Here is a 21,937-nt window from a genome sequence, read left to right as displayed (position 1 = left end):
GTCAATATTCTGCACCGCAACATACCTGTGCAAAGGATACCGCGATGCCCGACACATCTTCCCTCTCGCTCAGCGCCCAAGACAGCCTTGTCGCGCTGATGATCGCGGTCTCGGCCTCGGACGAGGACATCCGCACCGCCGAACTGGTCAAAATCGAATCCGCGCTGAACCTGCTGCCCGTCTTCTCGGGCTATGACAATGATCGCGTCTCGACGATTGGCAAAACGGTCTTTGACCTGTTCGAACAGGAGGACGGATTGGATGCCCTCTTTGGCCTGATCCGCGAGGCCCTGCCGGAGCGTTTGCATGAAACGGCCTATGCGCTGGCCTGCGACGTGGCCGCCGCCGATGGCACGCTGGACGAGGCCGAGCTGCGCCTGCTCGAAGAGATCCGTTATGAGCTTAACATCGACCGGCTCCACGCCGCCGCGATCGAACGCGGCGCGCGGGCGCGGCACCTGACCTGAGCGCGGGTTAGGACTCTTCCAGCGCGACTTCCGGCTCGGCCCCGACCTCGGCTTCGGCATCAGGGTCGGGCGCCGCTGGCGTCTTAGGCGCGGCTTCGCCCTCCGGCTCGGGCTTCACGGCGACGTTATACAACAGGCCCCACCGCTCCAGCAGCCCACGTTGCACACGTTTGGCCCGCGCGTTCCAAGCCCGCGCCCCCGGCGGACGCTCTCGCTCGGCCCGGCTGATCTTGGCCCGTTCCTCGATATTCGCGGTCAGGATCGCAAAGGCCAGCACCCGGTCCTCGGGCGTGGTCAGGAACCCGGCCAGCGCCGAGACGAAGTTCAGCGTGCCGGTCTTCGCGTCGATCTCAATCGGATTGTCGCGCTCGGGGCGGCCCCGATCATCGCGCAGATAGACCGGTTTCAAGATCGGCCGCAGCCCCGTGCCGTGAATGCGCGCCAGCCCCCCGGCCATGTCATGCACGGTCATCTTGCTGTCGTCGCCAAGGCCCGAATGGTCAATCATCGCCGGGTTTTCCATGCCCAGTTCCTCAATCGCCCATTTGTTCATCTCGGCGGCAGAGGCCCGCGGGCTCGGCACCGTGCCCAACCGTTTGGCGCTGGCAGCCATGCCGACCATCTCGGCGGTGAGGTTGGTGGAGTATTTCAGCATGTCCTTGAGGATGGGCCGCAGCTTGGTACTGCGGTGGGTAACGAGGGTCTCGCCTTCCGGCAGCGTCTCGATCAGCTCTGCATCGCCCAGTTTGATGCCATGGCTCCGGGCGATGGTGGCAAAGATGTCGCCTGCATAGACACCGGGCCGCCGGATCGGCAGCCAACGCGCCCCGCCCGAACCCAAGGCCCCTTTCGCAACCGTCCAAACATCGCGCTCAGGCCGGTTTTCGTAAGTATAGACCGGCCCGCTACGGTCCACGACCTCCATCGTGGCCACGCGCACGGCGGGCGCATAGCGCGCCGCGCGGCCCTCCATCGTCACGTCATAACCGTCGCCGCTGCGCTTCCACTCGAAATGCACCCGGTTGTAATTCAGCGCGATGCCAGAGACGCCGGGGTTGTAGCCGACATGGTCAGGCTGTTCAGGGTCAATCGCAAAGGTCGCGGGCAGCGCGCCCTCATAGACCTTGAAAGCGCCCTTCACGCCGATGATGCCCGCCTCTTTCAGGTCTTCGGCCATCTGCCCCAGATTGTCACTGTCGAGGGTCGGATCCCCCCCACCGACGAGGATCAGATCGCCCTGCACCTCACCATCGACGACACCGCCGGTTGCCAAAAGGCGCGTCTCGAACACATGATCCGGCCCCAGTTGATCCAGCGCATAAAGCGCGGTGATCGCCTTGATGCTGCTGGCGGGCGGGATGCCATCGGTGGCGTTGGACGCCTCCAGCCAGATGCCGGTGTCGACATCGACCACGGCAAAGGCCACCGTCCCGGTGATCCCGCTGTCGGCGATAATCTCGGACACATTCGGAATGGCCTGTTTATACAGGTCGGCATCGCGCCCCACGGGGCGCAACGAAGTGGTCGGCGGCTCGGCCCAAGCAGAGGCCGCCGTTAGTGCAGCGGCAGCCGTTAGTGCAGCGGCAGCCGTCCCAAGGAAAATGCGGCGTGTGAAACGTCGTGAAAAACTCTGGTTCATGGGCTTGATATAAACCCCAAGCGGCGTTCGGCCACAACCGGTCTGACAAGGGTGGAGCTTTCGCGGTTGCACAAAACCGCCGACCTGCTAACCCAACGTCATGCAACGCGCTATTCCGATCATGTTCATCGCCATGTCACTGATCCCCGCAGGGGACAGCGCGGGTAAAATCCTGACCTCTGGCATGGGGGTGGCACCGGTCTTCGTGGCATGGTCGCGCTTTGCCATCGGGGCGCTGATGGTGCTGCCGTTCCTGCCCCGTGGCACATGGGGGCTGATGCGCGATTGGCGGCTCTGGCTGCGGGCGGGCACCTTGGCCTTGGGGATCACCTGCATTCAAACCGCGCTCAGGACCGAGGCGATTGCCAATGTCTTTGCCGCCTTCTTTATCGGGCCGATGATCAGCTACCTGCTGGCCGCGATCTTTCTGCGCGAGCGCATCAGCCTGCTGCGCAGCGCGTTAATCCTGCTGGGTTTTTGCGGCGTGCTGCTGGTGGTGCGCCCGGGGCTGGGCGGTGGCACAGGCGGGCCGGGGCTGCTCTTTGCCGTGGCGGCGGGGCTGTTCTACGGCGTCTTTCTCACCATGTCGCGCTGGCTGTCTGACCTCGCCCCGCCCCTTGCGCTGACCTTTACCCAACTGGCGATGAGCGCGGTGATGCTACTGCCTCTGGGGCTGATGAACCTGCCCGCAGCCACCCTGCCCGTCGCGGGGCTGGCCACCGCGAGCGCGCTGTTTTCGATGCTGGGCAATCTGCTGCTGCTCTATGCCTACCGCCGGGCGCCTGCCACGCGGCTGGCGCCGCTGGTCTATTTCCAACTGATCGCGGCGGTGCTGCTGGGGTTGTTCCTGTTCAGCACCCTGCCCGATGCGCTGACTTGGGCGGGGCTTGCGGTGATCATCACCGCGGGCATCACCTCGGCCCGGCTACGCTGAGCGCCAGCCCCCCGCCGCGCGCAATGCGGTGGAAGAGACATCGACCATCGGCACATTGACGAAACACCACGCCGGCGCCGTGGCGCGGCCCAGCAACTGGCTGTTCCGCCCCGCGATCCGGTAGGGCGCATAAAGCGCCGCCGCCCGGCTCATCCGGGCCGAGATACGCTGCCCAGGCCGCGCCAGCACGCCCACCGGCACCGTCTCCATGATCTGCCGCCAGTCTTGCCAGAGGTGGAACTGCGCAAGGTTGTCGGCCCCCATCAGCCAGACGAACCGCACCCCGGGATAGTGCCGCCGCAGCGCGGCCAGCGTCTCAGCTGTGTAACGGGTGCCTAACTGTGCTTCGATCCCCGTGATCTCGACCCGCGGGTGATCCATCACCGCCCGCGCCCGCGCCATGCGCTGCGCCATGGGGGCCGGGCCATGCTTTTTCAACGGATTGCCGGGGCTCAGAAGCCACCAGACCCGATCCAGCCCGAACCGTTTCAACGCCTCACGGGTGATATGCGCATGCCCCTCATGCGCCGGGTCAAACGACCCGCCCAACAGGCCCACGACCTGCCCTTTGGTGGCGAATGGCATGGTATTACGCAAGAAAATGGCCCCCGATCCGAAATCAGGGGCCAAAGGAGGGGCATTGCAGCCCTTTGTCAATGCGAAGCCCTTACTTGTGCTTCACGATCTCGCCCGAACGCAGCCGCGCGACATAGCTGTTCAACTCGCGCTTCACGATCGGCATCAGGAAGTAGAGCGCGATGATGTTCACGATCGCCATGGAGAAGAGCATCGCATCGCTGAAGTCGATCACCGGCCCAAGGCTCGCCGCCGCGCCGATCACGATGAAGAGGCAGAAGATCACCTTGAAGGTCAGCTCCTTCGCCGCCCCCTCTCCAAAGAGATAGGTCCATGCCTTGAGGCCATAGTAGGACCAGCTGATCATGGTCGAGAAGGCAAAGAGCACAACCGCCACCATCAGCAGGATCGGGAACCACGAGAAGGCCCGCGCATAGGCCGCCGAGGTCAGCGCCACGCCGCTCACGTCGCCCTCGGTCGCGATCCGGCCCGCCTCGGCGTTCCAGATGTAGAGACCGGTTTCAGGGTCTTGGTTGAGCACGCCGCTGATCACGATGACCAGCGCGGTCATGGTGCAGATCACCACCGTGTCGATGAAGGGCTCCAAAAGCGCGACATAGCCTTCGGTCACCGGCTCCTTGGTGCGCACCGCCGAGTGGGCGATGGCCGCCGAACCGATGCCCGCTTCGTTGGAGAAGGCCGCGCGGCGGAAACCTTGGATCAGCGCGCCGGTAAACCCGCCGACCACGCCAAGGCCGGTAAAGGCGCCCATGAAGATCTGGCCAAAGGCCCAGCCGATCATATCCCAGTTAATGATCAGGATCAGGATCGAGACCAGCACATAGAAGATGCCCATGAAAGGCACGATCTTTTCAGTCACCCGCGCGATGGATTTCAGACCGCCCGCGATCACCGCAAAGGTCACGCCCGCAAGGACAACCCCGGTGATCCAGCCTGGATAGTCACCCAAGACCCCCGCAAGCTGGGCATGGGCTTGGTTGGCTTGGAACATATTGCCGCCGCCAAGCGCGCCGAGGATGGTGAAGATCGAAAACAGCACCGCCATAAAGCCACCCAGCGGCAGGCCCCGCTCGGAGAAGCCTTTGACGATGTAATACATCGGCCCGCCCGAGACATGGCCGTCGGGGAATTCATTGCGGTATTTCACCCCGAGCGTACATTCGGTGAACTTGGTCGCCATGCCGAACAGGCCCGCGATCACCATCCAGAAGGTCGCCCCCGGCCCGCCGATGCTGACCGCCACCGCGACGCCCGCGATGTTGCCCAGACCCACGGTGCCCGACAGCGCCGTCGCCAGCGCTTGGAAATGGCTCACCTCGCCCGCGTCGTCGGGATCGGAGTAATCCCCCTTCACAAGTTGGATCGAATGCCAGAACCCTTTGAGCTGGATGGCCCCGAAATAGACGGTGAAGACCACGGCCCCTACGACGAGCCAAAGCGCGATCCAGGAGAAATTCGTCCCCGGCAGCGGGGCAAAGATGAATGACACATACCAGCCGGTGTAATCGGCAAAGATCTGGTTGATACGTTGGTCGATGCCCGCAGCCTCTTGCGCGGCGGCAAGGCCCGGCAGCAATGACGCAAAGGCCGCCATCGCAAAGGTCAGTAACTTGTTCATGGCGTTTCCTTTCAGGGAATGATCGTGACCGGCACGCTGGAGCCCGCGACCAACCGGCCCGTCACCCCACCAAAGAGCCGCTTGAGGCCCCGCTCACCAACCCGCCCGACGACGATCTGAACCGCGCCGCGCTTTTTGGCCACCGCTTCGAGGATATCGGCCACATCGCCATGCCGCACGATTCCCTCGACCTCGACACCGGCGGCCTTGGCCTCGGCCACGGCAGGGTCGAGCACCACGTCATGGGCGCGCTGCAACTCCTGCTCGCGTCGCTTGTGGCGCTGCTCGTTCTCTTCCTTGGTCTGAAAGGTGAAAGGCGACCATTCGATCACAAAGCAAACGGTGATCGAACAATCCCCGATCTGTTTGGCCTGTGACTGGGCAAACGCCAAGGCTCGCGCGCCGGCCTCCGACCCGTCCAGACCCACAACGATGGTGGATTTTGTCATGAGTATTTCCCTGTTGTTGCGCTGAAACCGGCGCACCGCGAACGGCGAGAACCGCCTTCAACCTCCCTACTCTGCGCTAAACGGTTTTTACCGTCCAACCGCAGATTGAATAAATTCTAGCGCGAAAACGGCAGAAAAGTCGACCGAATTTCACTGATCGACTGCGCGGATCGCCTGCCAAACCCTTGCAAAACCATCCAATAGCCTGCCCAGCCATGCCGCCTGCGCGCGCCACAGGCGCGCCACGCAAAGCGCCGCCGGGCAAGGTGCCTGCGCGGTACAGAGTGTTTGATATTGCCCCGCCCGGGCGATATTGCACTGCAAACCCCAAAACGCGTTGCAAGGATTCTCCAATGGCCGCCTATCAATACGTCTATCACATGTCCGGCGTCTCCAAGACCTATCCCGGGGGCAAGAAGACATTCGAAAACATCCACCTGAACTTCCTCCCCGGCGTGAAGATCGGTGTCGTCGGCGTCAACGGCGCGGGTAAGTCCACCCTGCTCAAGATCATGGCCGGGCTCGACAAGGATTTCTCGGGCGAGGCTTGGGCCGCCGAGGGCGCCAAAGTCGGCTACCTGCCGCAGGAGCCGAAGCTCGACCCCGAAAAAACCGTGCGCGAAAACGTGATGGAGGGCGTGGCCGAGAAGAAGGCCATCCTCGACCGTTACAACGAATTGGCGATGAACTACTCGGATGAGACCGCCGAGGAGATGGCCAAGCTGCAAGACGACATCGACGCGCAGAACCTCTGGGACCTCGACAGCCAGATCGACGTCTCGATGGAAGCGCTGCGCTGCCCGCCAGACGACGCGATGCCGGAAAACCTCTCGGGAGGTGAGGCGCGCCGCGTGGCGCTTTGCAAGCTGCTTCTCGAAGCACCCGACATGCTGCTGCTCGATGAACCGACCAACCACCTCGACGCCGAGACCATCGCTTGGCTGCAGCAGCACCTGATCGACTACAAGGGCACCATCCTCTGCGTCACCCACGACCGCTATTTCCTCGACGACATCACCGGCTGGATTCTTGAACTGGACCGTGGCCGGGGCATTCCTTACGAGGGCAACTACTCCGACTGGCTGGAGCAGAAGGCCAAGCGGTTGGCGCAGGAAGCCCGCGAGGACAAGTCCAAGCAAAAGACGCTGGAGCGCGAACTTGAATGGATGCGTCAGGGCGCCAAGGCCCGTCAGGCGAAATCCAAAGCCCGGATCGCGGCCTATAACGAGATGGCGGAGACCTCCGAGCGCGAGAAGCTCAGCCGCGCCCAGATCGTCATCCCCAACGGTCCGCGCCTCGGCAACAAGGTGATCGAGGTCGAAGGTCTGAAGAAGCACATGGGCGATAAGCAGTTGATCGACGGGCTCGACTTCTCGCTGCCGCCGGGTGGCATCGTTGGTGTGATCGGCCCCAACGGCGCGGGTAAATCGACGCTCTTCAAAATGCTGACCGGGCATGAGAAACCCGACGAGGGCAGCATCGAATACGGCGACACGGTTGAGCTGTCCTATGTCGACCAGAGCCGCGACGACCTGAACCCCGATGACACCGTCTGGCAGGCGATCTCGGGCGGGGCGGAGTTGATCAAGCTCGGCGATGCCGAGGTGAACTCCCGCGCCTATTGCTCGTCCTTCAACTTCAAGGGCGGCGACCAACAGAAGAAAGTGGGCTTGCTTTCGGGCGGTGAGCGCAACCGCGTGCACATGGCGCGGCTGCTGAAAGAGGGCGGCAACGTGCTGCTGCTCGACGAGCCGACCAACGATCTGGACGTCGAAACCCTCCGCGCGCTCGAAGATGCGCTGGTGGATTTCGCCGGCTGCGCCGTGGTCATCTCGCACGACCGTTTCTTCCTCGACCGGATTTGTACCCACATCCTCGCCTTCGAGGGCGAAGCGCATGTCGAGTGGTTCGAGGGCAACTTCGAGGACTACGAAGAAGACAAGAAGCGCCGTCTGGGTGCCGATGCGCTGGAGCCCAAGCGCCTGAAGCACAAGAAGTTCGCGCGGTAAGCATTGCGACTTAGCAATTTGGAGGGCGTCGGAATTCCGGCGCCCTTTTTCATGCGCTCCATTGCCACTGGGCCGCCCGGTGGCACACCGGGCATCGCCCTCCCTCCCCCCGGAGAGCGATTTTGCAACGCTGCAACAGCTTGCCAGACCTCCACATCTTGCAGCGCCCCGCCAAACAGCGCGTTAGCGGATCGCCCCCCAGGGAGGGCGATGCCCTTACCGCTTACCTTCAACGCAAAAGCCCGCCCGCAATGCGGACGGGTCTATCCCTTCAAAGGCTCCTGCCCTCAGCGTTCGTCGTCGATCGCCGTCTCCAGCTGGGCAAAGAGGTTATCCTCATCATGCCGCACCAAACCATGCAGCGGATCCCAGCTTTGCAGATATTCGCGCAGCTTATTGCTGGCCGACAGACCCGACCAGAGGCGCTGTTCGGTCACCGAATGCACCTGCAAGGACGGGGGCAGCCCGCCATTCATGCCCTTGCCGTCCCAGTTCTTCTCCAGATGCTCGCGCATCCGTTCGGCCATAGAGGCCGTGTTCAACCGCGCGCGACTCATCACCACGCCGATGAAACGCCCGCTGCCCGCATAGGCCAGATGAAAACGCATGCCCTCCAGCGAATGTACCGAAGCGCGGGCCACCTGCTCCATCTGGCGGCGGAAGGCCGGCGCCTTGACCGCGCGATAGATGCCGCGCGCCCCCTCGACCGAAATCGAAAACAGGCTCATCGAGAAACAGCCGCTCGGAAGGCGCAGCAGGTAATTCTCAAGCGCGGAGACATTGCTACAGGCCGACACATCAAGGTCGAAATCCTCGTCAAAGCGGATCTGCATCATCTGCGTCAACTCGGCCAGCGTATGCTGCGCCTCGCGCTCGCGCAGCAATGAGGCGTTCAGCATGCTGGCGGCATTGATTCGCGCGCTGAGTTCGACGCCATCCAACGGTTTGCAAAGGAAATCGGTGGCACCCGCGTCAAAGGCCCGCTGCATCATCGCAGGCTCTTTGCTGGCGGTGATCATGATGATCGGCACGGCGCGGTAAAAGGGCACATCGCGGATCATCTCACACAGGCTGATCCCGTTGATGCCCGGCATCATGATATCAAGCAGGAACGAATCGAAGGGCCGGTTCGACTCCTGCATGATCTCCAGCGCTTCTTCCGAGCTTTCGCAGCAGGTCAGCTCGTAATTGTCATTCTCGGTCAGGCAACCTGTGAGCAGATCAAGGATGACCGGGTCATCGTCTACGGCAAGGATACGCATCATGTCTCGTTACTCCACATGGGGGGCGCTGGCAGGCGCACTTGGGGCTTTCTGGCAAAAAACCACCTGCGCCGGGCAGTAATGAGACCGGTTTGCGGCAAACTCGGGACGGTGAAATTTGGCGCGTTTCCCGTAAAATATGGGGATCACGAAACTTCGTGGCGGGAATTTGCCGAAATTCGCGCTGCTGAACCCGCCGAAACCCGCCAAAATGCGATGCCCCTTGAACGAATCCCCCCCGAGTGCAATATAGACGGTGCAGACGTTATCTTTTTCGACCCACTGTCTCCCTCATACGGCGCTCAGTCTATCGATCCAGACCAACCACGCCGGGCCATCGCACCAACGCGGATGGCATCAATATGGAGACTACGGATATGGCCACTGGCACCGTAAAATGGTTCAACACAACTAAAGGCTTCGGCTTCATCGCACCCGATGGCGGCAGCAAAGACGTTTTCGTGCACATTTCCGCTGTTGAGCGCGCTGGCCTGACCGGCCTGGCCGACAACCAGAAAGTGACCTTCGACATCGAAGCTGGCCGTGACGGCCGTGAATCCGCGACCAACCTCGCGCTGGCCTAAGGCCCGGGGGCTTCGGCCCCTGATGCAAGAATTCGAACCGACCTGCTGACACCGGCAGGTCGGTTTTTTTATGTCCGGCCTTGCTAAAATAGCCCCCCGTGGCAAAATGCAGGGAAACCGCATTACTTTGATGGAGCCTGCCATGCGCCGCCGTACCTTTTTGACCAGCACCGTGGCCGCAGCCGCCCTTCCCTTGATGGCGCAGGCGCGCACCGCCGCCTATGACCCCGCCCCGCAGATGGTCCCGGTCAAGGCGCAATATGCGCCCGGCCAACTGCTGATCCTGCCGCGGAGCCATTACCTCTATTTCGTGACGTCGCCGGGCCAAGCGATGCGTTATGGCGTGGGCGTCGGCAAAGCGGGGCTGGAGTTCACCGGCACCGCGACCATCGACGTGAAAAAGGAATGGCCCACGTGGCGGCCAACCAATGAGATGATCGAACGCGATCCGCAGGCCTACAAAGGTTTCATCGGCAACACCGACGCCCAGCCCGGCGGCCCCGGCAACCCCTTGGGCGCGCGGGCGCTCTACCTGTTCCAGAACGGGCGGGACACTTATTTCCGCATCCACGGCACCACGCAGCCTAACTCCATCGGGCGGTCCGTGTCGAACGGTTGTATCCGGATGCTGAACGAGCATGTGATCGACCTGTACCAGCGGGTGCCGATTGGGACGAAAGTCACGGTGCTCTAAGGCCCCTTTCGACAACACCCGGCCCGGAATCAAGCCGCAGGCGCCGGGCCATCGCCTGCCCGCCCGGACGGGTAGGCGATTTGGTGAGGCTGGGTGCGACCTTGCAAAGGCGCGTCACGGCTGAGCCATAAAGCGGCACGAGGCCCCGTCGTATCGCCGACCCGCGTGCAGGCGCTGGCCCTTTCCACCAAGAAAAAGGGCCAGCGCAGCGCCGGCCCCTCCCCTCATCATAGACGCCAAAGCTTACTGAAGCGCCTTATCCATCACATCATGGGTCCAAGCGCCCTCGGGCGCCTTGGTGATCATGCCACCTTCCATGGTGATCGCCGCACTGCGATCAAAGGCCGCCTCGTCCAGCCGCCCGTCGCTGCCCTCGGTCAGCTTGGCGATCTCGCCCATCATGCGGGTCTGGTGCTTCTCGGTCTGGGCGCCGGTCTGGTCGTTTTCCAGCACGATCTCGGCGGCTTCCTCGACATTCTCCTCGGCGTATTTCCAGCCTTTCATGGAGGCCCGGACGAAACGCGCCAGCTTGTCGACCATCTCGGGGTCTTCGAGGTTCTCCTCGGTGGTATAAAGGCCGTCTTCCAGCGTGGAGATGCCTTCGTCCTCATATTTGAAGACCACCAGATCCTCGGGCGCCAGCCCTGCGTCGATCACCTGCCAATATTCGTTGTAGGTCATGGTGGTGGCGCATTCGACCTGCTTTTGCAGCAAGGGGTCGACGTTGAAGTTGATCTTCTGGATCGTCACGCCGCCTTCGGAGCCATCGGTCGGATAGCCCAGCTTGCCCATCCAACTCATCAGCGGAATCTCATTGCCGAAGAACCATGTCCCAAGCGTGTTGCCGGGGAAGTCCTCGGGGCTTTCGATGCCATGTTCCTTGAGGCAGGTCAGCATCAGGCCGGATTTCGCGAAGGGCTGCGCGATGTTGACGATGGGCGCGCCCTTCTCCCGCGCGGCCAGCGCCGAGGGCAGCCAGTCCACCATCACGTCGGCCCCGCCGCCCAAGAGCACCTGCACCGGCGCGATGTCCGGGCCGCCGGGCTTGATCGTGACATCCAGCCCCTCTTCTTCGTAGAACCCCTTGTCCTTGGCCACGTAATAGCCCGCGAACTGGGCCTGCGTGACCCATTTGAGCTGTAGCGTCAGGTCGTCGGCGGCATGCGCCACGCCCCCCCAGAGGCCCAAGGCGGCCCCGGCGGCGATCTTCGTGATGGTTTTCATTTTTATCTCCCTGTTGGTTGGTCGTCTCTAGTTCCTTTGGCTGGGGTGCCAGAAGGTCACCCGTCCTTCGATAAGGGCCATGATACCATAGAACGCCGATCCGGCTATTGCCGCGACAACAATCTCGGCCCAGACCAGATCAAGCGCAAGCTGACCCACCGAGGTGGAGATGCGAAAGCCCATGCCCAGCACCGGAGAGCCGAAGAATTCAGCAACGATGGCGCCAATGAGGGCAAGGGTCGTGCCGATCTTAAACCCGTTGAAGACAAAGGGCATCGCCGCGGGCAGCCGCAGCTTCAGAAGCGTGCGCCAGTAACCCGCCGCATAGGTGCGCATCAGGTCGCGCTGCATGGCGTCGCTGGCCTGCAGCCCCTGCACCGTGTTCACCAGCATTGGGAAGAACACCATGACCACGACAATCGCCGCTTTCGATTGCCAGCCGAAGCCGAACCACATCACCATGATCGGCGCCATGCCGATGATCGGCAGCGCGGCCACGAAGTTGCCCACCGGCAAAAGCCCGCGTTGCAGAAAGGGAAAGCGGTCAATCGCCAGCGCCGTGAGGAAAGCCGCGCCGCAGCCGATGATATAGCCGCTCAGCGCCCCCTTGATGACGGTCTGCACAAAGTCAATCCACAGGATATCGAGCGACGTGGCCATGCGCGCCGCGATCACCGAAGGCGCAGGAAGCAGCACTTGGTTAATCTCGAACCCGCGCACCACGCCTTCCCAAACGGCGATCAGCGTGATGCCAAAGACCAGCGGTGCCGCCAGCGACGCGCCCCGCGATGGCCGCTGCCGCGCCAGCCAGACGTTGAGCGACAGGCCCGCGATCCATGCGAAAATGGCAAAAAGAACCCAGCCCATCATGCCATCCCCATCCGTTTCAAGGTCAGCCGCTGCACCAGCCCGATAAGCCCCACCATGGCCGCCGCAAGCGCCGCGGCCATGAGAAGCGCGCTCCAGATCTGCACGGTCTGGCCGTAGTAGCTACCGGCCAAGAGCCGCGCGCCGAGGCCAGCGACAGCCCCCGTCGGCATCTCGCCCACGATGGCCCCCACCAGCGAGGCCGCGACGCCCACCTTCAGCGAGGTGAAGAAATAAGGCATCGAGGACGGCAGCCGCAGTTTCCAGAAAGTCTGCCAGCCGCTCGCGTTCCAAGTGCGCATCTGGTCAAGCTGCATTTGGTCGGGGCTGCGCAGCCCCTTCACCATGCCCACGACGACAGGGAAGAACGACAGATACATGCTGATGATCGCCTTGGGCAGCAGACCCGAGAGCCCCACCGCATTCAGCACTACAATGATCATCGGCGCGATGGCGAGGATCGGGATGGTCTGACTGGCGATCACCCAAGGCATCACCGACATGTCCATTGTGCGGTTAAACACGATCCCCACCGCCAACAGCGTGCCAAGTGCTGTGCCCATGACGAAGCCCAGAAAGGTCGCGCTGAAGGTGACCCATGTGTGATAGATCAGCGAGCGTTTCGAGGTGACCTTCTTCTCCACCGTGGTCTTCCACAGTTCCGCGCCGACCTGATGCGGCGCGGGGAGTTTCGGTTTTTCCTGCGACCAGGTGTCGGCCACCAATTCCGAGAATGTCAGCGTCTTGTCGGCCCGTGCCGCCACATCCCGCGCCCATTGCGCGTTGAGCGCGACAGCCGCGCCATACCAGACGACGATCAACAGACCCACGACCGTGAGAACGGGGATAATGTTACGCATCAATCGTCCCCATGCCCGGCGCGCAGCCCCTCGCGCACGCGGTGTGCGATTTCCAGAAACTCGGGCGTCTCGCGGATCTCCAGCGGGCGTTCGCGCGGCAACGGGCTTTCGATCACGTCGGCGATCCGTCCGGGGCGCGGGCTCATCACCACGATCTTGGTGGAAAGATACACCGCTTCGGGGATCGAATGGGTGACGAAGGCGATGGTCTTTTCGGTCCGCGCCCAGAGCTTCAAAAGCTGCTCGTTGAGGTGGTCGCGCACGATCTCGTCCAGCGCGCCGAAAGGCTCGTCCATCAGCAGGATGTCGGCGTCGAAAGACAGCGCCCGCGCGATGGAGGCACGCTGCTGCATCCCGCCCGACAATTGCCAGGGAAACTTCTTCTCGAACCCCGAAAGCTCCACAAGGTCCAGCACCCGTTTCACCCGCTGGTCCTGCTCGGCCCGGGGCACGCCCATGATCTCCAGCGGCAGACGGATGTTGCCGCCGATAGTACGCCATGGGTAGAGCCCCGCCGCCTGAAAGACGTAGCCATAGGCCCGCGATTTGCGCGCTTCCTCGGGCGAGACGCCGTTGATGGTCACGCTGCCGCCCGTGGGCTGCTCGAGGTCGGCCATGACCCTCAGAAAGGTCGTCTTCCCGCAGCCCGAGGGGCCGATGAAGCTGACGAAATCCCCTTTATGGATCTCGAGGTTCACGTCTTTCAACGCGTGGACCGGCCCGTCATTGGTTTGAAAGGTCAGGTCAAGATTGCTGGCGCTGATCACGCTCTGGCTGTCATTCACGTATTTTACTTCCCTGTTGGTCGGCCGCTTTTAGCGCGGCACTTTACCCGGTTGTCGTGGCGGTTCTACATGGCTCAAATCCCCGCCGGGATGTTCAGCGGATCGCGCTTGATCATCTTGGGGCTGTTGAGTTCCTTCCATTTGCTGAGGGCGACGTTGGCGCTCGGGAAGGCCGGGCGCGGCACGAAACGGCCCCGGCCGGGCTGCGGCTGGCTGTTCTGACCCCAAGCCCAGATCACCTCGCCGCGGCTCAGGGTATAGCGGCTCTGCGCCTTGACCTCGAAGCCCTCGAAGACGTTGTAATCCAGCACCGAATGGTGGTTCGCGGGGCTGATCGTCTTGGTGATCTTCGGGTCCCAGACCACGATATCGGCATCCGCCCCTTCGACGATGGCACCCTTCTGCGGGTAGATATTGAGGATCTTGGCGATATTGGTCGATGTCGCGGCGACGAACTCGTTCGGGGTCAGGCGGCCCGTCTCCACCCCTTCGGTCCAGAGCACGGCCAGACGCTCCTCCAGCCCGTTCGAGCCGTTGGGAATGATCCGGAAATCATCGCGCCCCGCGCGTTTCTGCTCGGTCGAGAAGGCGGCGTGGTCGGTCGCCACCACCTGTAGGCTGCCCGATTGCAGGCCGGCCCAGAGGCTGTCCTGATGGTCTTTCGAACGGAAGGGCGGCGACATGACGCGGCGCGCGGCATGGTCCCAATCGGTGTTGAAATACTCAGACTCGTCCAGCGTTAGGAACTGGATCAGCGGCTCGCCGTAAACCCGCATCCCCTTCTGCCGCGCGCGCCGGATCGCCTCATGGGTCTGCTCGCAAGACACATGCACGATATAAAGCGGCACGCCCGCCGTGTCGGCGATGGTGATGGCGCGGTTCGCGGCCTCCCCTTCCAGCTCCGGCGGGCGGGAATAGGCGTGGCCCTCCGGCCCCGTGATACCCTGATCGAAATACTTCTGCTGCAACTCGGCCACCAGATCGCCATTCTCGGCATGGACCATCGGCAGCGCGCCCAGTTCTGCGCAGCGCTTGAAGGAGGCGAACATCTCGTCGTCCTCGATCATCAAGGCGCCCTTGTAGGCCATGAAGTGCTTGAAGCTGTTCACCCCCATGTCGACCGCGTCTTTCATCTCGTTAAAGACGGTCTCGTCCCAGCCGGTGACGGCCATGTGATAGCCGATGTCCGAGCAGATCTGCGGCGCCGACTTGCGGTGCCATTCGTTGATCGCGTTCTTGATACTGCCATCCGCGCCGGGCAGGCAGAAGTCGACCACCATCGTGGTGCCACCCACCGCCGCGGCCCATGTGCCGGACTCAAAGGTCTCCGCCGCCGTGGTGCCCATGAAGGGCATCTCCAGATGCGTATGCGGATCGATCCCGCCGGGGATCACATAGGCGCCTTCCGCGTCGATGTATTCGTCACCCGTAAGGTCCTCGCCGATCTGCTTGATCTTCTCTCCCTCGATCAGCACGTCGGCCTTCCACGTCCGGTCCGCCGTGCAGACCATGCCACCCTTGATTACCTTGCTCATCTTTCTCTCCCCATCTTTCTGGCTATTCACATCGGGGGGCCGGGGCAGCACCCCCGACCTCCGCCCGAGTGTTCAGCCCTCTATTTCCGCTGTCTCCAGCACCGCATGGAGCAGCACATCCGCCCCCGCCTTGGCCCAATCCTTGGTGATCTCCTCTGCCTCGTTATGGCTCAGACCATCGACACAGGGGCACATCACCATCGCCGTGGGGGCCACGCGGTTGATCCAGCAGGCATCATGGCCCGCGCCAGAGATCAGGTTCATATGGCTGTAGCCCAGCCGTTCGGCGGCGTTGCGCACAGCCGTCACGCAACCCTCGTCAAAGGCCACGGGATCAAAGCCGCCGACCTTTTCAAATTCGATCTGCACATCCATATCGTCGGCGATCTTTTGACCCTCTTCGCGCAGACGGGCCTCCATATCCTCGATGACCGACAGTTCGGGCGACCGGAAATCGACGGTAAAGACCGTCTTGCCGGGGATCACGTTGCGCGAATTGGGATAGACCTCGATATGGCCCGCCGCGCCGACCGCATGGGGCGCGTGGCTGAGCGCGATCTCGTTCACCTTCTCCAATACCCGCGCCATGCCCAGCCCCGCGTCGCGGCGCATCGGCATGGGGGTGGAGCCTGTGTGGCTGTCCTTGCCGGTGATCGTCACCTGCGTCCAGCTCAGCCCCTGCCCGTGGGTCACAACGCCGATATCCTTGCCCTCGGCCTCGAGGATCGGGCCCTGTTCAATGTGCAACTCGAAGAAGGCATGCATCTTGCGCGCGCCGACTTCCTCCTCGCCGCGCCAGCCGATGCGCTGCAACTCGTCACCAAAGCTTTTGCCCTCAGCATCGGTGCGCGCGTAAGCCCAGTCTTGTGTGTGGATGCCAGCAAAAACCCCCGACGACAGCATCGCGGGGGCGTAACGGGTGCCTTCTTCGTTGGTGAAGTTGGTCACGACGATCGGGTGTTTGGTCTTGATGCCCAGATCGTTCATCGTGCGGATGATCTCCAACCCGCCGAGCACGCCAAGGATGCCATCGTATTTGCCGCCCGTCGGCTGGGTGTCGAGGTGGCTGCCCACATAGACCGGCAGCGCATCGGGGTCGGTGCCGTCCCGCTGGGCGAACATATTGCCCATCTGGTCGAGCCCCATGGTACAGCCCGCCGCTTCGCACCACTTTTGGAACAGGGCGCGGCCCTCGGCGTCTTCGTCCGTCAGCGTCTGGCGGTTGTTGCCCCCCGCCACGCCGGGGCCGATTTTGGCCATTTCCATCAAGGAATCCCACAGACGGTCGGGATCAATCTTGAGGTTCTCTCCGGGCGCGGGCATAGGTCACTCCTCTGTCATCGGCTTGGGCCGTGTTGTTTTTTTACCATTTGGTAAATCCACGATTGCGATTAGGTTAGGCTCTGTCAAGAACTGGTTTGAAACAACCCGCCGCCGATCCGGCAAACGCCTTTTTTAGCAGCACCAAGGATCATTGCCTTGCCCGAAAGCACCGCCAAGAAACCCAGCCGCATTCAACGACGCAACCGCCGGGTGATTCTGGATGCCGCGCTCGAAGTCTTTTCCAAACACGGCTACCGGGGTGCCACGCTGGATCAGATCGCCGCCGAGGCTGGGCTGAGCAAACCGAATATTCTCTATTACTTCAATGGCAAAGAAGACATTCACGTCACTTTGCTGTCGCAGCTGATGGAAACATGGCTCGACCCGCTGGTGGAACTGGACCCCGAAGGCGACCCCCGGCGCGAGATTTTGGACTATGTCGAACGCAAGCTGACCATGTCGCGCGAATTGCCGCGCGAGAGCCGTCTTTTCGCCAATGAAATCCTGCAAGGTGCCCCGCGGATCGAGCCGGAATTGCACAGCCATCTCAAACCTCTGTTCGATGAGAAATGCGCCGTGATCGCGGGCTGGGTGGCGGCGGGCAAACTGCCCGCGCTGGACCCGCAGCACCTGATCTTCTCGATCTGGTCGACGACCCAGCACTACGCGGATTTCGAGGCGCAGGCGCAAATCCTGCTCGGTCCCGAGACCGACCCCCGCCCCCGCGCGCAGGCCCATCTTCGGGCGATGTTCGGCGCGCTTTTGGACCAGCCCGCGCCAGCGCCAAACGGTTAACCATAACGGCCAGTGACGCCCTGCGTTTAATCCCCCGTTAACACATGCCCGCCAGTCTGACTGGCGGGTGCGGGCTCCTTCCAAGGTAAAGGGGCAGTGATGAATGTAGGCGATATAAAGGGCGCAGGGGCTGCGCGGGATGCGAAGTGCGCAAATCCGGCAGCGTCCGATGAACCAGCGGACGCACCGCCCGTCACCCGCGAAGAGATGGCCCGGGATGCGGCAATGGCGCTGATCGTGGCGCGGCGGGAGATGGCAGAGATACCGCCCCCCGCTGCCGATACCGCCACCCCGTCGCGCAGAAAGTCCTGAACGCGGGGCGCGGTGGCACTTGTCTTACTCCGCCGGTTCGACCGCGTGGACGGAGGGGTTATTGGGGTGCGTGGTCCAATTGGCATAGTCCGGCGTCACCGTCTTGCCGGTGCGCAGGTCGGTGGCACCCGTCGGCAGTTCCTCCATCGAGATGCAGTCCTCAACCGGGCAGACATTGACGCAGAGGTTACAAGCCACGCATTCCTCTTCGATCACCGTAAAGGTGCGGTCTTCGGACATGCCGATGGCTTGGTGGCTGGTGTCCTCGCAAGCCGCAAAGCAACGCCCACAGGAGATGCACAGGTCTTGGTCGATCTTCGCCTTGGCGACGTAGTTCAGGTTCAACTGGTTCCAGTCAGTGACATTCGGCACCGCGCGCCCCACCAGTTGGTCGACCGAGGTCAGCCCCTTCTCGTCCATATATTCCGACAGGCCCGAGATCATCTCTTGCACAACCTTGAAGCCATAGGTCATCGCCGCCGTACAGACCTGCACATTGCCCGCGCCAAGGGCGAGGAACTCCGCCGCGTCGCGCCATGTGGTGACGCCGCCGATGCCGCTGATCGGCAGACCGTGGGTCTCGGGGTTGCGGGCGATCTCGGCCACCATGTTGAGCGCGATGGGTTTGACCGCCGGGCCGCAATAGCCGCCGTGGGTGCCCTTGCCGTCGATCGTGGGCTCAGGCGCGAAGAGGTCGAGATCGACCGAGGTGATCGAGTTGATCGTGTTGATCAGGCTCACCGCATCCGCGCCGCCGCGCTTGGCGGCCTCGGCAGGGTAAACCACGTTGGTAATGTTCGGCGTCAGCTTCACGATCACCGGCATGCGGGTGTACATCTTGCACCAGCGGGTGACCATCTCGATGTATTCCGGCACCTGCCCCACGGCAGAGCCCATGCCCCGCTCGGCCATGCCATGCGGGCAGCCGAAGTTCAGCTCGATCCCGTCGGCGCCGGTCTCCTCCACATGCGGCAGAATGGCTTTCCACGCCTCCTCCTCACAAGGCACCATGATCGAGGCGATGAGCGCGCGGTCGGGGTAGTCGCGCTTCACCGACTTCATCTCGCGCAGGTTCACCTCTAGCGGGCGGTCGGTGATCAACTCGATGTTGTTGAGCCCCAACAACCGCCGATCCGCGCCCCAGATCGCGCCGTAGCGTGGGCCGTTGACGTTGACCACCGGCGGCCCTTCGGAGCCGAGGGTCTTCCATACCACCCCGCCCCAGCCCGCCTCATAGGCGCGGCGCACATTGTATTCCTTGTCCGTCGGCGGGGCGGAGGCCAGCCAGAACGGGTTGGGGGATTTGATCCCGATGAATTCGCTTCTCAGATCAGCCATGTTATGTCTCCCTCTCGGCGCGGCCTCAGCCCGCCGCCCCCATCAATGTGGTGTGAATGTCCATCGCCGCGTCGCGGCCCTCGGCCACGGCGGTCACGGTGAGGTCATCACCACCGCTGGCGCAATCGCCCCCGGCCCAAACGCCATCCAGACTGGTGCGCCCGGTGCCGTCGACCTTGATCTTGCGCCCGTCGAGGTCGGGCAGCCCATCGCCCAAAAGCGTCTGGCCAATGGCCTTGAACACCTGATCCGCCTGCAGGCGCAGGGTTTGGCCGGTGCCCTTCATCGCCTCATCGACATATTCAAACTCGATCTCGCGCACCGACCCGTTGCCATGGACGGCAATCGGCACCGCATGGGTCACGATCCGCACCCCCTTGGAGGCAGCGAGGTCTTGCTCGAAGACACTTGCGTTCATCCGGTCGCGCCCGCGGCGATAGACCAGCGTCACATTGAGCGCGCCAAGCAGTTTCGCCTGCACCGCCGCGTCCACCGCCGTCATCCCGCCGCCGATCACCACCACATCGCGGCCAATCGGCACGCCGGAGATATCGCTGGCCTGCCGCAGTTCGGCGATGAAATCGACCGCATTGGCAACCCCGGCCTTATCCTCGCCCTCGGCCCCGAGGGCATTAACGCCGACCAGCCCCATCCCGAGGAAAACCGCATCGTAATCGGCCTTTAGCTCATCGAGAGTGACATCCCGGCCCACGGCAACCTCATGCCGGAAGGTGATCCCGCCGATCTGCATCAGCCAATCCACCTCGGCCTGCGCGAAGCCGTTCGGGGTCTTATAGGCCGCAATGCCATATTCGTTCAGCCCGCCGGGCTTGGGCCGCGCGTCGATGATATCGACATCATGGCCCAGCATCGCCAGACGGTGCGCGCAGGACAGACCCGCCGGCCCCGCGCCTACCACCGCGATGCGCTTGCCCGTGGCTGCGGCCCGCTCGAAGGGATGCACGCCCTGCGCCATCAAATGATCCGTCGCATAGCGCTGCAACTGGCCGATCAACACCGGCTTGCCCTCGGCCACCTCGCGCACGCAGACCTCTTCGCAGAGCGTCTCTGTCGGGCAGACCCGGGCGCACATGCCGCCGAGGATGTTCTGGCTCAGGATCGTCTTTGCCGCCGCATCGGGCGTGCCAGTGGCGATCTGCCGAATGAACAGCGGAATGTCGATGTCGGTCGGGCAGGCCGTCATGCAGGGCGCGTCGTGGCAAAAGTAACAGCGGTCCGCCGCGACCAGCGCCTCATGTTCATCCAAGGGCGGATGAAGATCCGAAAACCCCTCGGCATAGCTCTGCGGTTCTAACCGCCCCGGAACGATCCCCGGCTCAAACACATCTCGTGCCATATCAAAATCCCTGTCGTTTTCTTGGTGTTTTGAAAACGCTCTCATGGAATCATTTTTTTATCAACTGGTAAATTTTTGAAAAACGCGCCTTCCGAAAAATCCCGAGATGCCTGCCAGTTTTGTAACAGGCAGGTTATATTTCATGGGCGCTTCCTTGCTTGCGGCCCCTCGCCCCGTAAAAATCCTTGATTTTAAAAATAGAGATTCCAATATCACAACTGCGACGCGAAGACTTTTCGACCCGGCTGCCCTAAGGCTCCAGCGATCACGAATTCGACCGAGCCGCGCTGCCGCATGTTGCGGGCAGATCAAAGAAAGGGAGACACGGGGCATGGCTACTGGCACCGTAAAATGGTTCAACACGACAAAAGGCTACGGCTTCATCGCACCGGATGCGGGCGGCAAAGACATCTTTGTCCATATTTCCGCCGTGGAACGCGCCGGGCTGACCGGGCTTGCCGACAACCAAAAGGTCACTTTTGACGTCGAAGCGGGCCGCGATGGCCGCGAAAGCGCGAGCAACATCGCACTGGCCTGAACGGGCCACATCATGATGATCGAAACGGACGCTGCGGCGTCCGTTTTTTGTTAGCGGCTGTCAGCAGCCCGCGCTGCCAGCTCGGCTACCGCCGGGCCGATGTCTTCCACAATCAGGGCCACGCCTTCGGCATTGGGGTGGATGCCGTCGCCTTGGAAATAGCGCTGCACCGTCTCGCTCCGCGCGCTGGCGGCTTTCTTTTCCTCGGCCAGCAGGCCGGTAAAGAAGTCCGGGTAGAACAGCGTGCCGTAAGCCTCGGCCAGATCGGGGTAGAGCCCTTCGAAATCCGCCTTATAGCCTGCCCCATAGTTGCCCGGCGCGCTCATGCCGACCAAGAGCACCTCAACCTCCGCCTTTTCCGCAGCGGCAAGGATGCCGTCGATGTTGCCGCGCGCCTGCGCCGGGTCCAGCCCGCGCAGCAGGTCGTTGCCCCCCAGCGTCACGATCATCGCGTCAACCTCGGGCGTCAGGGTCCAGTCGACCCGCGCCAGCCCGCCAGCGGTGGTATCGCCCGACACGCCCGCGTTGAGGATCTTGGCCTCGACCCCCTCGGCATCCAGCCAGTCTTGCAATTGCGGCACGAACCCCTCCTCGGCGGGCAGCCCGTAGCCTTGGGTCAGGCTGTCGCCAAGGGCGGCGATCACCACCTCCTCGGCCTGCGCCGCGCTGCTTAAAACAAAGGCAAAACAGATCAATACCTTGCGCATCCTTCGCGGACCTCCATATCCAACTGATACCCAGAACAAAGGC

General features: G+C 62.7%; 21 protein-coding genes. 7 read left to right on the top strand and 14 right to left on the bottom strand.

What is annotated here, in order from left to right; translation table 11 throughout:
- Positions 1 to 44: 44 nt before the first annotated feature.
- Complete coding sequence (locus ACGYKA_RS16490; RefSeq protein ID WP_067268129.1) at positions 45 to 467, top strand: tellurite resistance TerB family protein; 423 nt, start codon at positions 45 to 47, stop codon at positions 465 to 467.
- Positions 468 to 474: 7 nt separating this feature from the next.
- On the opposite strand, the gene dacB is transcribed toward ACGYKA_RS16490, so the two are convergent.
- A complete protein-coding gene (gene dacB, locus ACGYKA_RS16485; protein ID WP_394413718.1) occupies positions 475 to 2,106 on the bottom strand; it encodes a D-alanyl-D-alanine carboxypeptidase/D-alanyl-D-alanine-endopeptidase in 1,632 nt (543 codons plus the stop codon).
- Positions 2,107 to 2,206: 100 nt separating this feature from the next.
- Here dacB and ACGYKA_RS16480 point away from each other — a divergent pair, with 100 nt between their 5' ends.
- Entirely contained in the window at positions 2,207 to 3,040 is an 834-nt protein-coding gene (locus tag ACGYKA_RS16480) for a DMT family transporter (protein ID WP_394418327.1), read from the top strand.
- Here the strand turns inward: ACGYKA_RS16480 and ACGYKA_RS16475 are convergent.
- The 3 genes from ACGYKA_RS16475 to ACGYKA_RS16465 all read right to left on the bottom strand — a co-directional run bounded on the left by ACGYKA_RS16475 (position 3,032) and on the right by ACGYKA_RS16465 (position 5,704).
- On the bottom strand, positions 3,032 to 3,625 hold the full coding sequence (locus ACGYKA_RS16475) for a nicotinate-nucleotide adenylyltransferase (protein WP_394413724.1): 594 nt from the start codon (positions 3,623 to 3,625) through the stop codon (positions 3,032 to 3,034). The two genes, ACGYKA_RS16480 and ACGYKA_RS16475, sit on opposite strands and share 9 nt — an antisense overlap.
- A gap of 82 nt (positions 3,626 to 3,707) precedes the next feature.
- Positions 3,708 to 5,255, bottom strand: coding sequence for an alanine/glycine:cation symporter family protein (locus tag ACGYKA_RS16470; RefSeq protein WP_394413727.1), 1,548 nt, complete (start codon positions 5,253 to 5,255; stop codon positions 3,708 to 3,710).
- Between the two features lie 11 nt (positions 5,256 to 5,266).
- Entirely contained in the window at positions 5,267 to 5,704 is a 438-nt protein-coding gene (locus ACGYKA_RS16465; protein ID WP_168612985.1) for a universal stress protein, read from the bottom strand.
- A 353-nt stretch (positions 5,705 to 6,057) separates the two neighbouring features.
- Between ACGYKA_RS16465 and ettA the strand changes: the two genes are divergently transcribed.
- On the top strand, positions 6,058 to 7,713 hold the full coding sequence (gene ettA, locus ACGYKA_RS16460) for an energy-dependent translational throttle protein EttA (RefSeq protein WP_394413730.1): 1,656 nt from the start codon (positions 6,058 to 6,060) through the stop codon (positions 7,711 to 7,713).
- Positions 7,714 to 8,000: 287 nt separating this feature from the next.
- On the opposite strand, the gene ACGYKA_RS16455 is transcribed toward ettA, so the two are convergent.
- Positions 8,001 to 8,978, bottom strand: a complete 978-nt coding sequence (locus ACGYKA_RS16455; protein WP_271688979.1) for a response regulator — start codon at positions 8,976 to 8,978, stop codon at positions 8,001 to 8,003.
- A gap of 374 nt (positions 8,979 to 9,352) precedes the next feature.
- On the opposite strand from ACGYKA_RS16455, the gene ACGYKA_RS16450 reads away from it, so the two are divergent.
- Together ACGYKA_RS16450 and ACGYKA_RS16445 are read left to right on the top strand one after the other, a co-directional pair.
- Positions 9,353 to 9,559 (top strand): cold-shock protein, encoded by a 207-nt coding sequence (locus ACGYKA_RS16450; protein WP_067265226.1) that lies wholly within the window; start codon positions 9,353 to 9,355, stop codon positions 9,557 to 9,559.
- 142 nt (positions 9,560 to 9,701) lie between these two features.
- Positions 9,702 to 10,253, top strand: a complete 552-nt coding sequence (locus ACGYKA_RS16445; protein ID WP_394413733.1) for a L,D-transpeptidase — start codon at positions 9,702 to 9,704, stop codon at positions 10,251 to 10,253.
- Between the two features lie 243 nt (positions 10,254 to 10,496).
- Here the strand turns inward: ACGYKA_RS16445 and ACGYKA_RS16440 are convergent, their stop codons facing one another.
- The 6 genes from ACGYKA_RS16440 to ACGYKA_RS16415 form a co-directional block, all read right to left on the bottom strand.
- A complete protein-coding gene (locus tag ACGYKA_RS16440) occupies positions 10,497 to 11,477 on the bottom strand; it encodes an ABC transporter substrate-binding protein (RefSeq protein WP_394413735.1) in 981 nt (326 codons plus the stop codon).
- Between the two features lie 27 nt (positions 11,478 to 11,504).
- Entirely contained in the window at positions 11,505 to 12,344 is an 840-nt protein-coding gene (locus ACGYKA_RS16435) for an ABC transporter permease (protein ID WP_394413873.1), read from the bottom strand.
- A complete protein-coding gene (locus tag ACGYKA_RS16430) occupies positions 12,344 to 13,204 on the bottom strand; it encodes an ABC transporter permease (RefSeq protein WP_209217047.1) in 861 nt (286 codons plus the stop codon). Before ACGYKA_RS16430 ends, ACGYKA_RS16435 begins: the two co-directional genes overlap by 1 nt.
- On the bottom strand, positions 13,204 to 13,989 hold the full coding sequence (locus ACGYKA_RS16425) for an ABC transporter ATP-binding protein (protein ID WP_067265237.1): 786 nt from the start codon (positions 13,987 to 13,989) through the stop codon (positions 13,204 to 13,206). Before ACGYKA_RS16425 ends, ACGYKA_RS16430 begins: the two co-directional genes overlap by 1 nt.
- A gap of 74 nt (positions 13,990 to 14,063) precedes the next feature.
- A complete protein-coding gene (gene hydA / locus ACGYKA_RS16420) occupies positions 14,064 to 15,524 on the bottom strand; it encodes a dihydropyrimidinase (RefSeq protein ID WP_394413738.1) in 1,461 nt (486 codons plus the stop codon).
- A 72-nt stretch (positions 15,525 to 15,596) separates the two neighbouring features.
- Complete coding sequence (locus ACGYKA_RS16415) at positions 15,597 to 16,847, bottom strand: Zn-dependent hydrolase (protein ID WP_394413740.1); 1,251 nt, start codon at positions 16,845 to 16,847, stop codon at positions 15,597 to 15,599.
- A 156-nt stretch (positions 16,848 to 17,003) separates the two neighbouring features.
- On the opposite strand from ACGYKA_RS16415, the gene ACGYKA_RS16410 reads away from it, so the two are divergent.
- Entirely contained in the window at positions 17,004 to 17,642 is a 639-nt protein-coding gene (locus ACGYKA_RS16410) for a TetR family transcriptional regulator C-terminal domain-containing protein (protein ID WP_394413742.1), read from the top strand.
- Positions 17,643 to 17,978: 336 nt separating this feature from the next.
- Here the strand turns inward: ACGYKA_RS16410 and preA are convergent, their stop codons facing one another.
- On the bottom strand, positions 17,979 to 19,292 hold the full coding sequence (gene preA / locus ACGYKA_RS16405) for an NAD-dependent dihydropyrimidine dehydrogenase subunit PreA (protein ID WP_394413745.1): 1,314 nt from the start codon (positions 19,290 to 19,292) through the stop codon (positions 17,979 to 17,981).
- A gap of 25 nt (positions 19,293 to 19,317) precedes the next feature.
- Positions 19,318 to 20,649, bottom strand: a complete 1,332-nt coding sequence (locus tag ACGYKA_RS16400) for an NAD(P)-dependent oxidoreductase (protein ID WP_394413748.1) — start codon at positions 20,647 to 20,649, stop codon at positions 19,318 to 19,320.
- A gap of 331 nt (positions 20,650 to 20,980) precedes the next feature.
- Between ACGYKA_RS16400 and ACGYKA_RS16395 the strand changes: the two genes are divergently transcribed.
- A complete protein-coding gene (locus ACGYKA_RS16395; protein WP_209217039.1) occupies positions 20,981 to 21,187 on the top strand; it encodes a cold-shock protein in 207 nt (68 codons plus the stop codon).
- Between the two features lie 50 nt (positions 21,188 to 21,237).
- Here ACGYKA_RS16395 and ACGYKA_RS16390 read toward each other — a convergent pair whose 3' ends face one another.
- Positions 21,238 to 21,894 (bottom strand): arylesterase, encoded by a 657-nt coding sequence (locus tag ACGYKA_RS16390; protein WP_394413750.1) that lies wholly within the window; start codon positions 21,892 to 21,894, stop codon positions 21,238 to 21,240.
- Positions 21,895 to 21,937: the final 43 nt, after the last annotated feature.

Source organism: Sulfitobacter sp. 1A15106 (assembly GCF_043556995.1).
In the GTDB taxonomy this organism is placed as follows: Bacteria; Pseudomonadota; Alphaproteobacteria; order Rhodobacterales; family Rhodobacteraceae; genus Sulfitobacter; species Sulfitobacter faviae.
Note: the sequence above shows the minus strand (reverse complement) of the source record. Positions and strands in the feature narration are given on the sequence as shown.

Bases quoted from the DNA above. Each gene is read 5' to 3' on its own strand.
- ACGYKA_RS16490 (WP_067268129.1), top strand. From the start codon at position 45: ATGCCCGACACATCTTCCCTCTCGCTCAGCGCCCAAGACAGCCTTGTC.
- dacB (WP_394413718.1), bottom strand. From the start codon at position 2,106: ATGAACCAGAGTTTTTCACGACGTTTCACACGCCGCATTTTCCTTGGG.
- ACGYKA_RS16480 (WP_394418327.1), top strand. From the start codon at position 2,207: ATGCAACGCGCTATTCCGATCATGTTCATCGCCATGTCACTGATCCCC.
- ACGYKA_RS16475 (WP_394413724.1), bottom strand. From the start codon at position 3,625: ATGCCATTCGCCACCAAAGGGCAGGTCGTGGGCCTGTTGGGCGGGTCG.
- ACGYKA_RS16470 (WP_394413727.1), bottom strand. From the start codon at position 5,255: ATGAACAAGTTACTGACCTTTGCGATGGCGGCCTTTGCGTCATTGCTG.
- ACGYKA_RS16465 (WP_168612985.1), bottom strand. From the start codon at position 5,704: ATGACAAAATCCACCATCGTTGTGGGTCTGGACGGGTCGGAGGCCGGC.
- ettA (WP_394413730.1), top strand. From the start codon at position 6,058: ATGGCCGCCTATCAATACGTCTATCACATGTCCGGCGTCTCCAAGACC.
- ACGYKA_RS16455 (WP_271688979.1), bottom strand. From the start codon at position 8,978: ATGATGCGTATCCTTGCCGTAGACGATGACCCGGTCATCCTTGATCTG.
- ACGYKA_RS16450 (WP_067265226.1), top strand. From the start codon at position 9,353: ATGGCCACTGGCACCGTAAAATGGTTCAACACAACTAAAGGCTTCGGC.
- ACGYKA_RS16445 (WP_394413733.1), top strand. From the start codon at position 9,702: ATGCGCCGCCGTACCTTTTTGACCAGCACCGTGGCCGCAGCCGCCCTT.
- ACGYKA_RS16440 (WP_394413735.1), bottom strand. From the start codon at position 11,477: ATGAAAACCATCACGAAGATCGCCGCCGGGGCCGCCTTGGGCCTCTGG.
- ACGYKA_RS16435 (WP_394413873.1), bottom strand. From the start codon at position 12,344: ATGGGCTGGGTTCTTTTTGCCATTTTCGCATGGATCGCGGGCCTGTCG.
- ACGYKA_RS16430 (WP_209217047.1), bottom strand. From the start codon at position 13,204: ATGCGTAACATTATCCCCGTTCTCACGGTCGTGGGTCTGTTGATCGTC.
- hydA (WP_394413738.1), bottom strand. From the start codon at position 15,524: ATGAGCAAGGTAATCAAGGGTGGCATGGTCTGCACGGCGGACCGGACG.
- ACGYKA_RS16415 (WP_394413740.1), bottom strand. From the start codon at position 16,847: ATGCCCGCGCCCGGAGAGAACCTCAAGATTGATCCCGACCGTCTGTGG.
- preA (WP_394413745.1), bottom strand. From the start codon at position 19,292: ATGGCTGATCTGAGAAGCGAATTCATCGGGATCAAATCCCCCAACCCG.
- ACGYKA_RS16400 (WP_394413748.1), bottom strand. From the start codon at position 20,649: ATGGCACGAGATGTGTTTGAGCCGGGGATCGTTCCGGGGCGGTTAGAA.
- ACGYKA_RS16395 (WP_209217039.1), top strand. From the start codon at position 20,981: ATGGCTACTGGCACCGTAAAATGGTTCAACACGACAAAAGGCTACGGC.
- ACGYKA_RS16390 (WP_394413750.1), bottom strand. From the start codon at position 21,894: ATGCGCAAGGTATTGATCTGTTTTGCCTTTGTTTTAAGCAGCGCGGCG.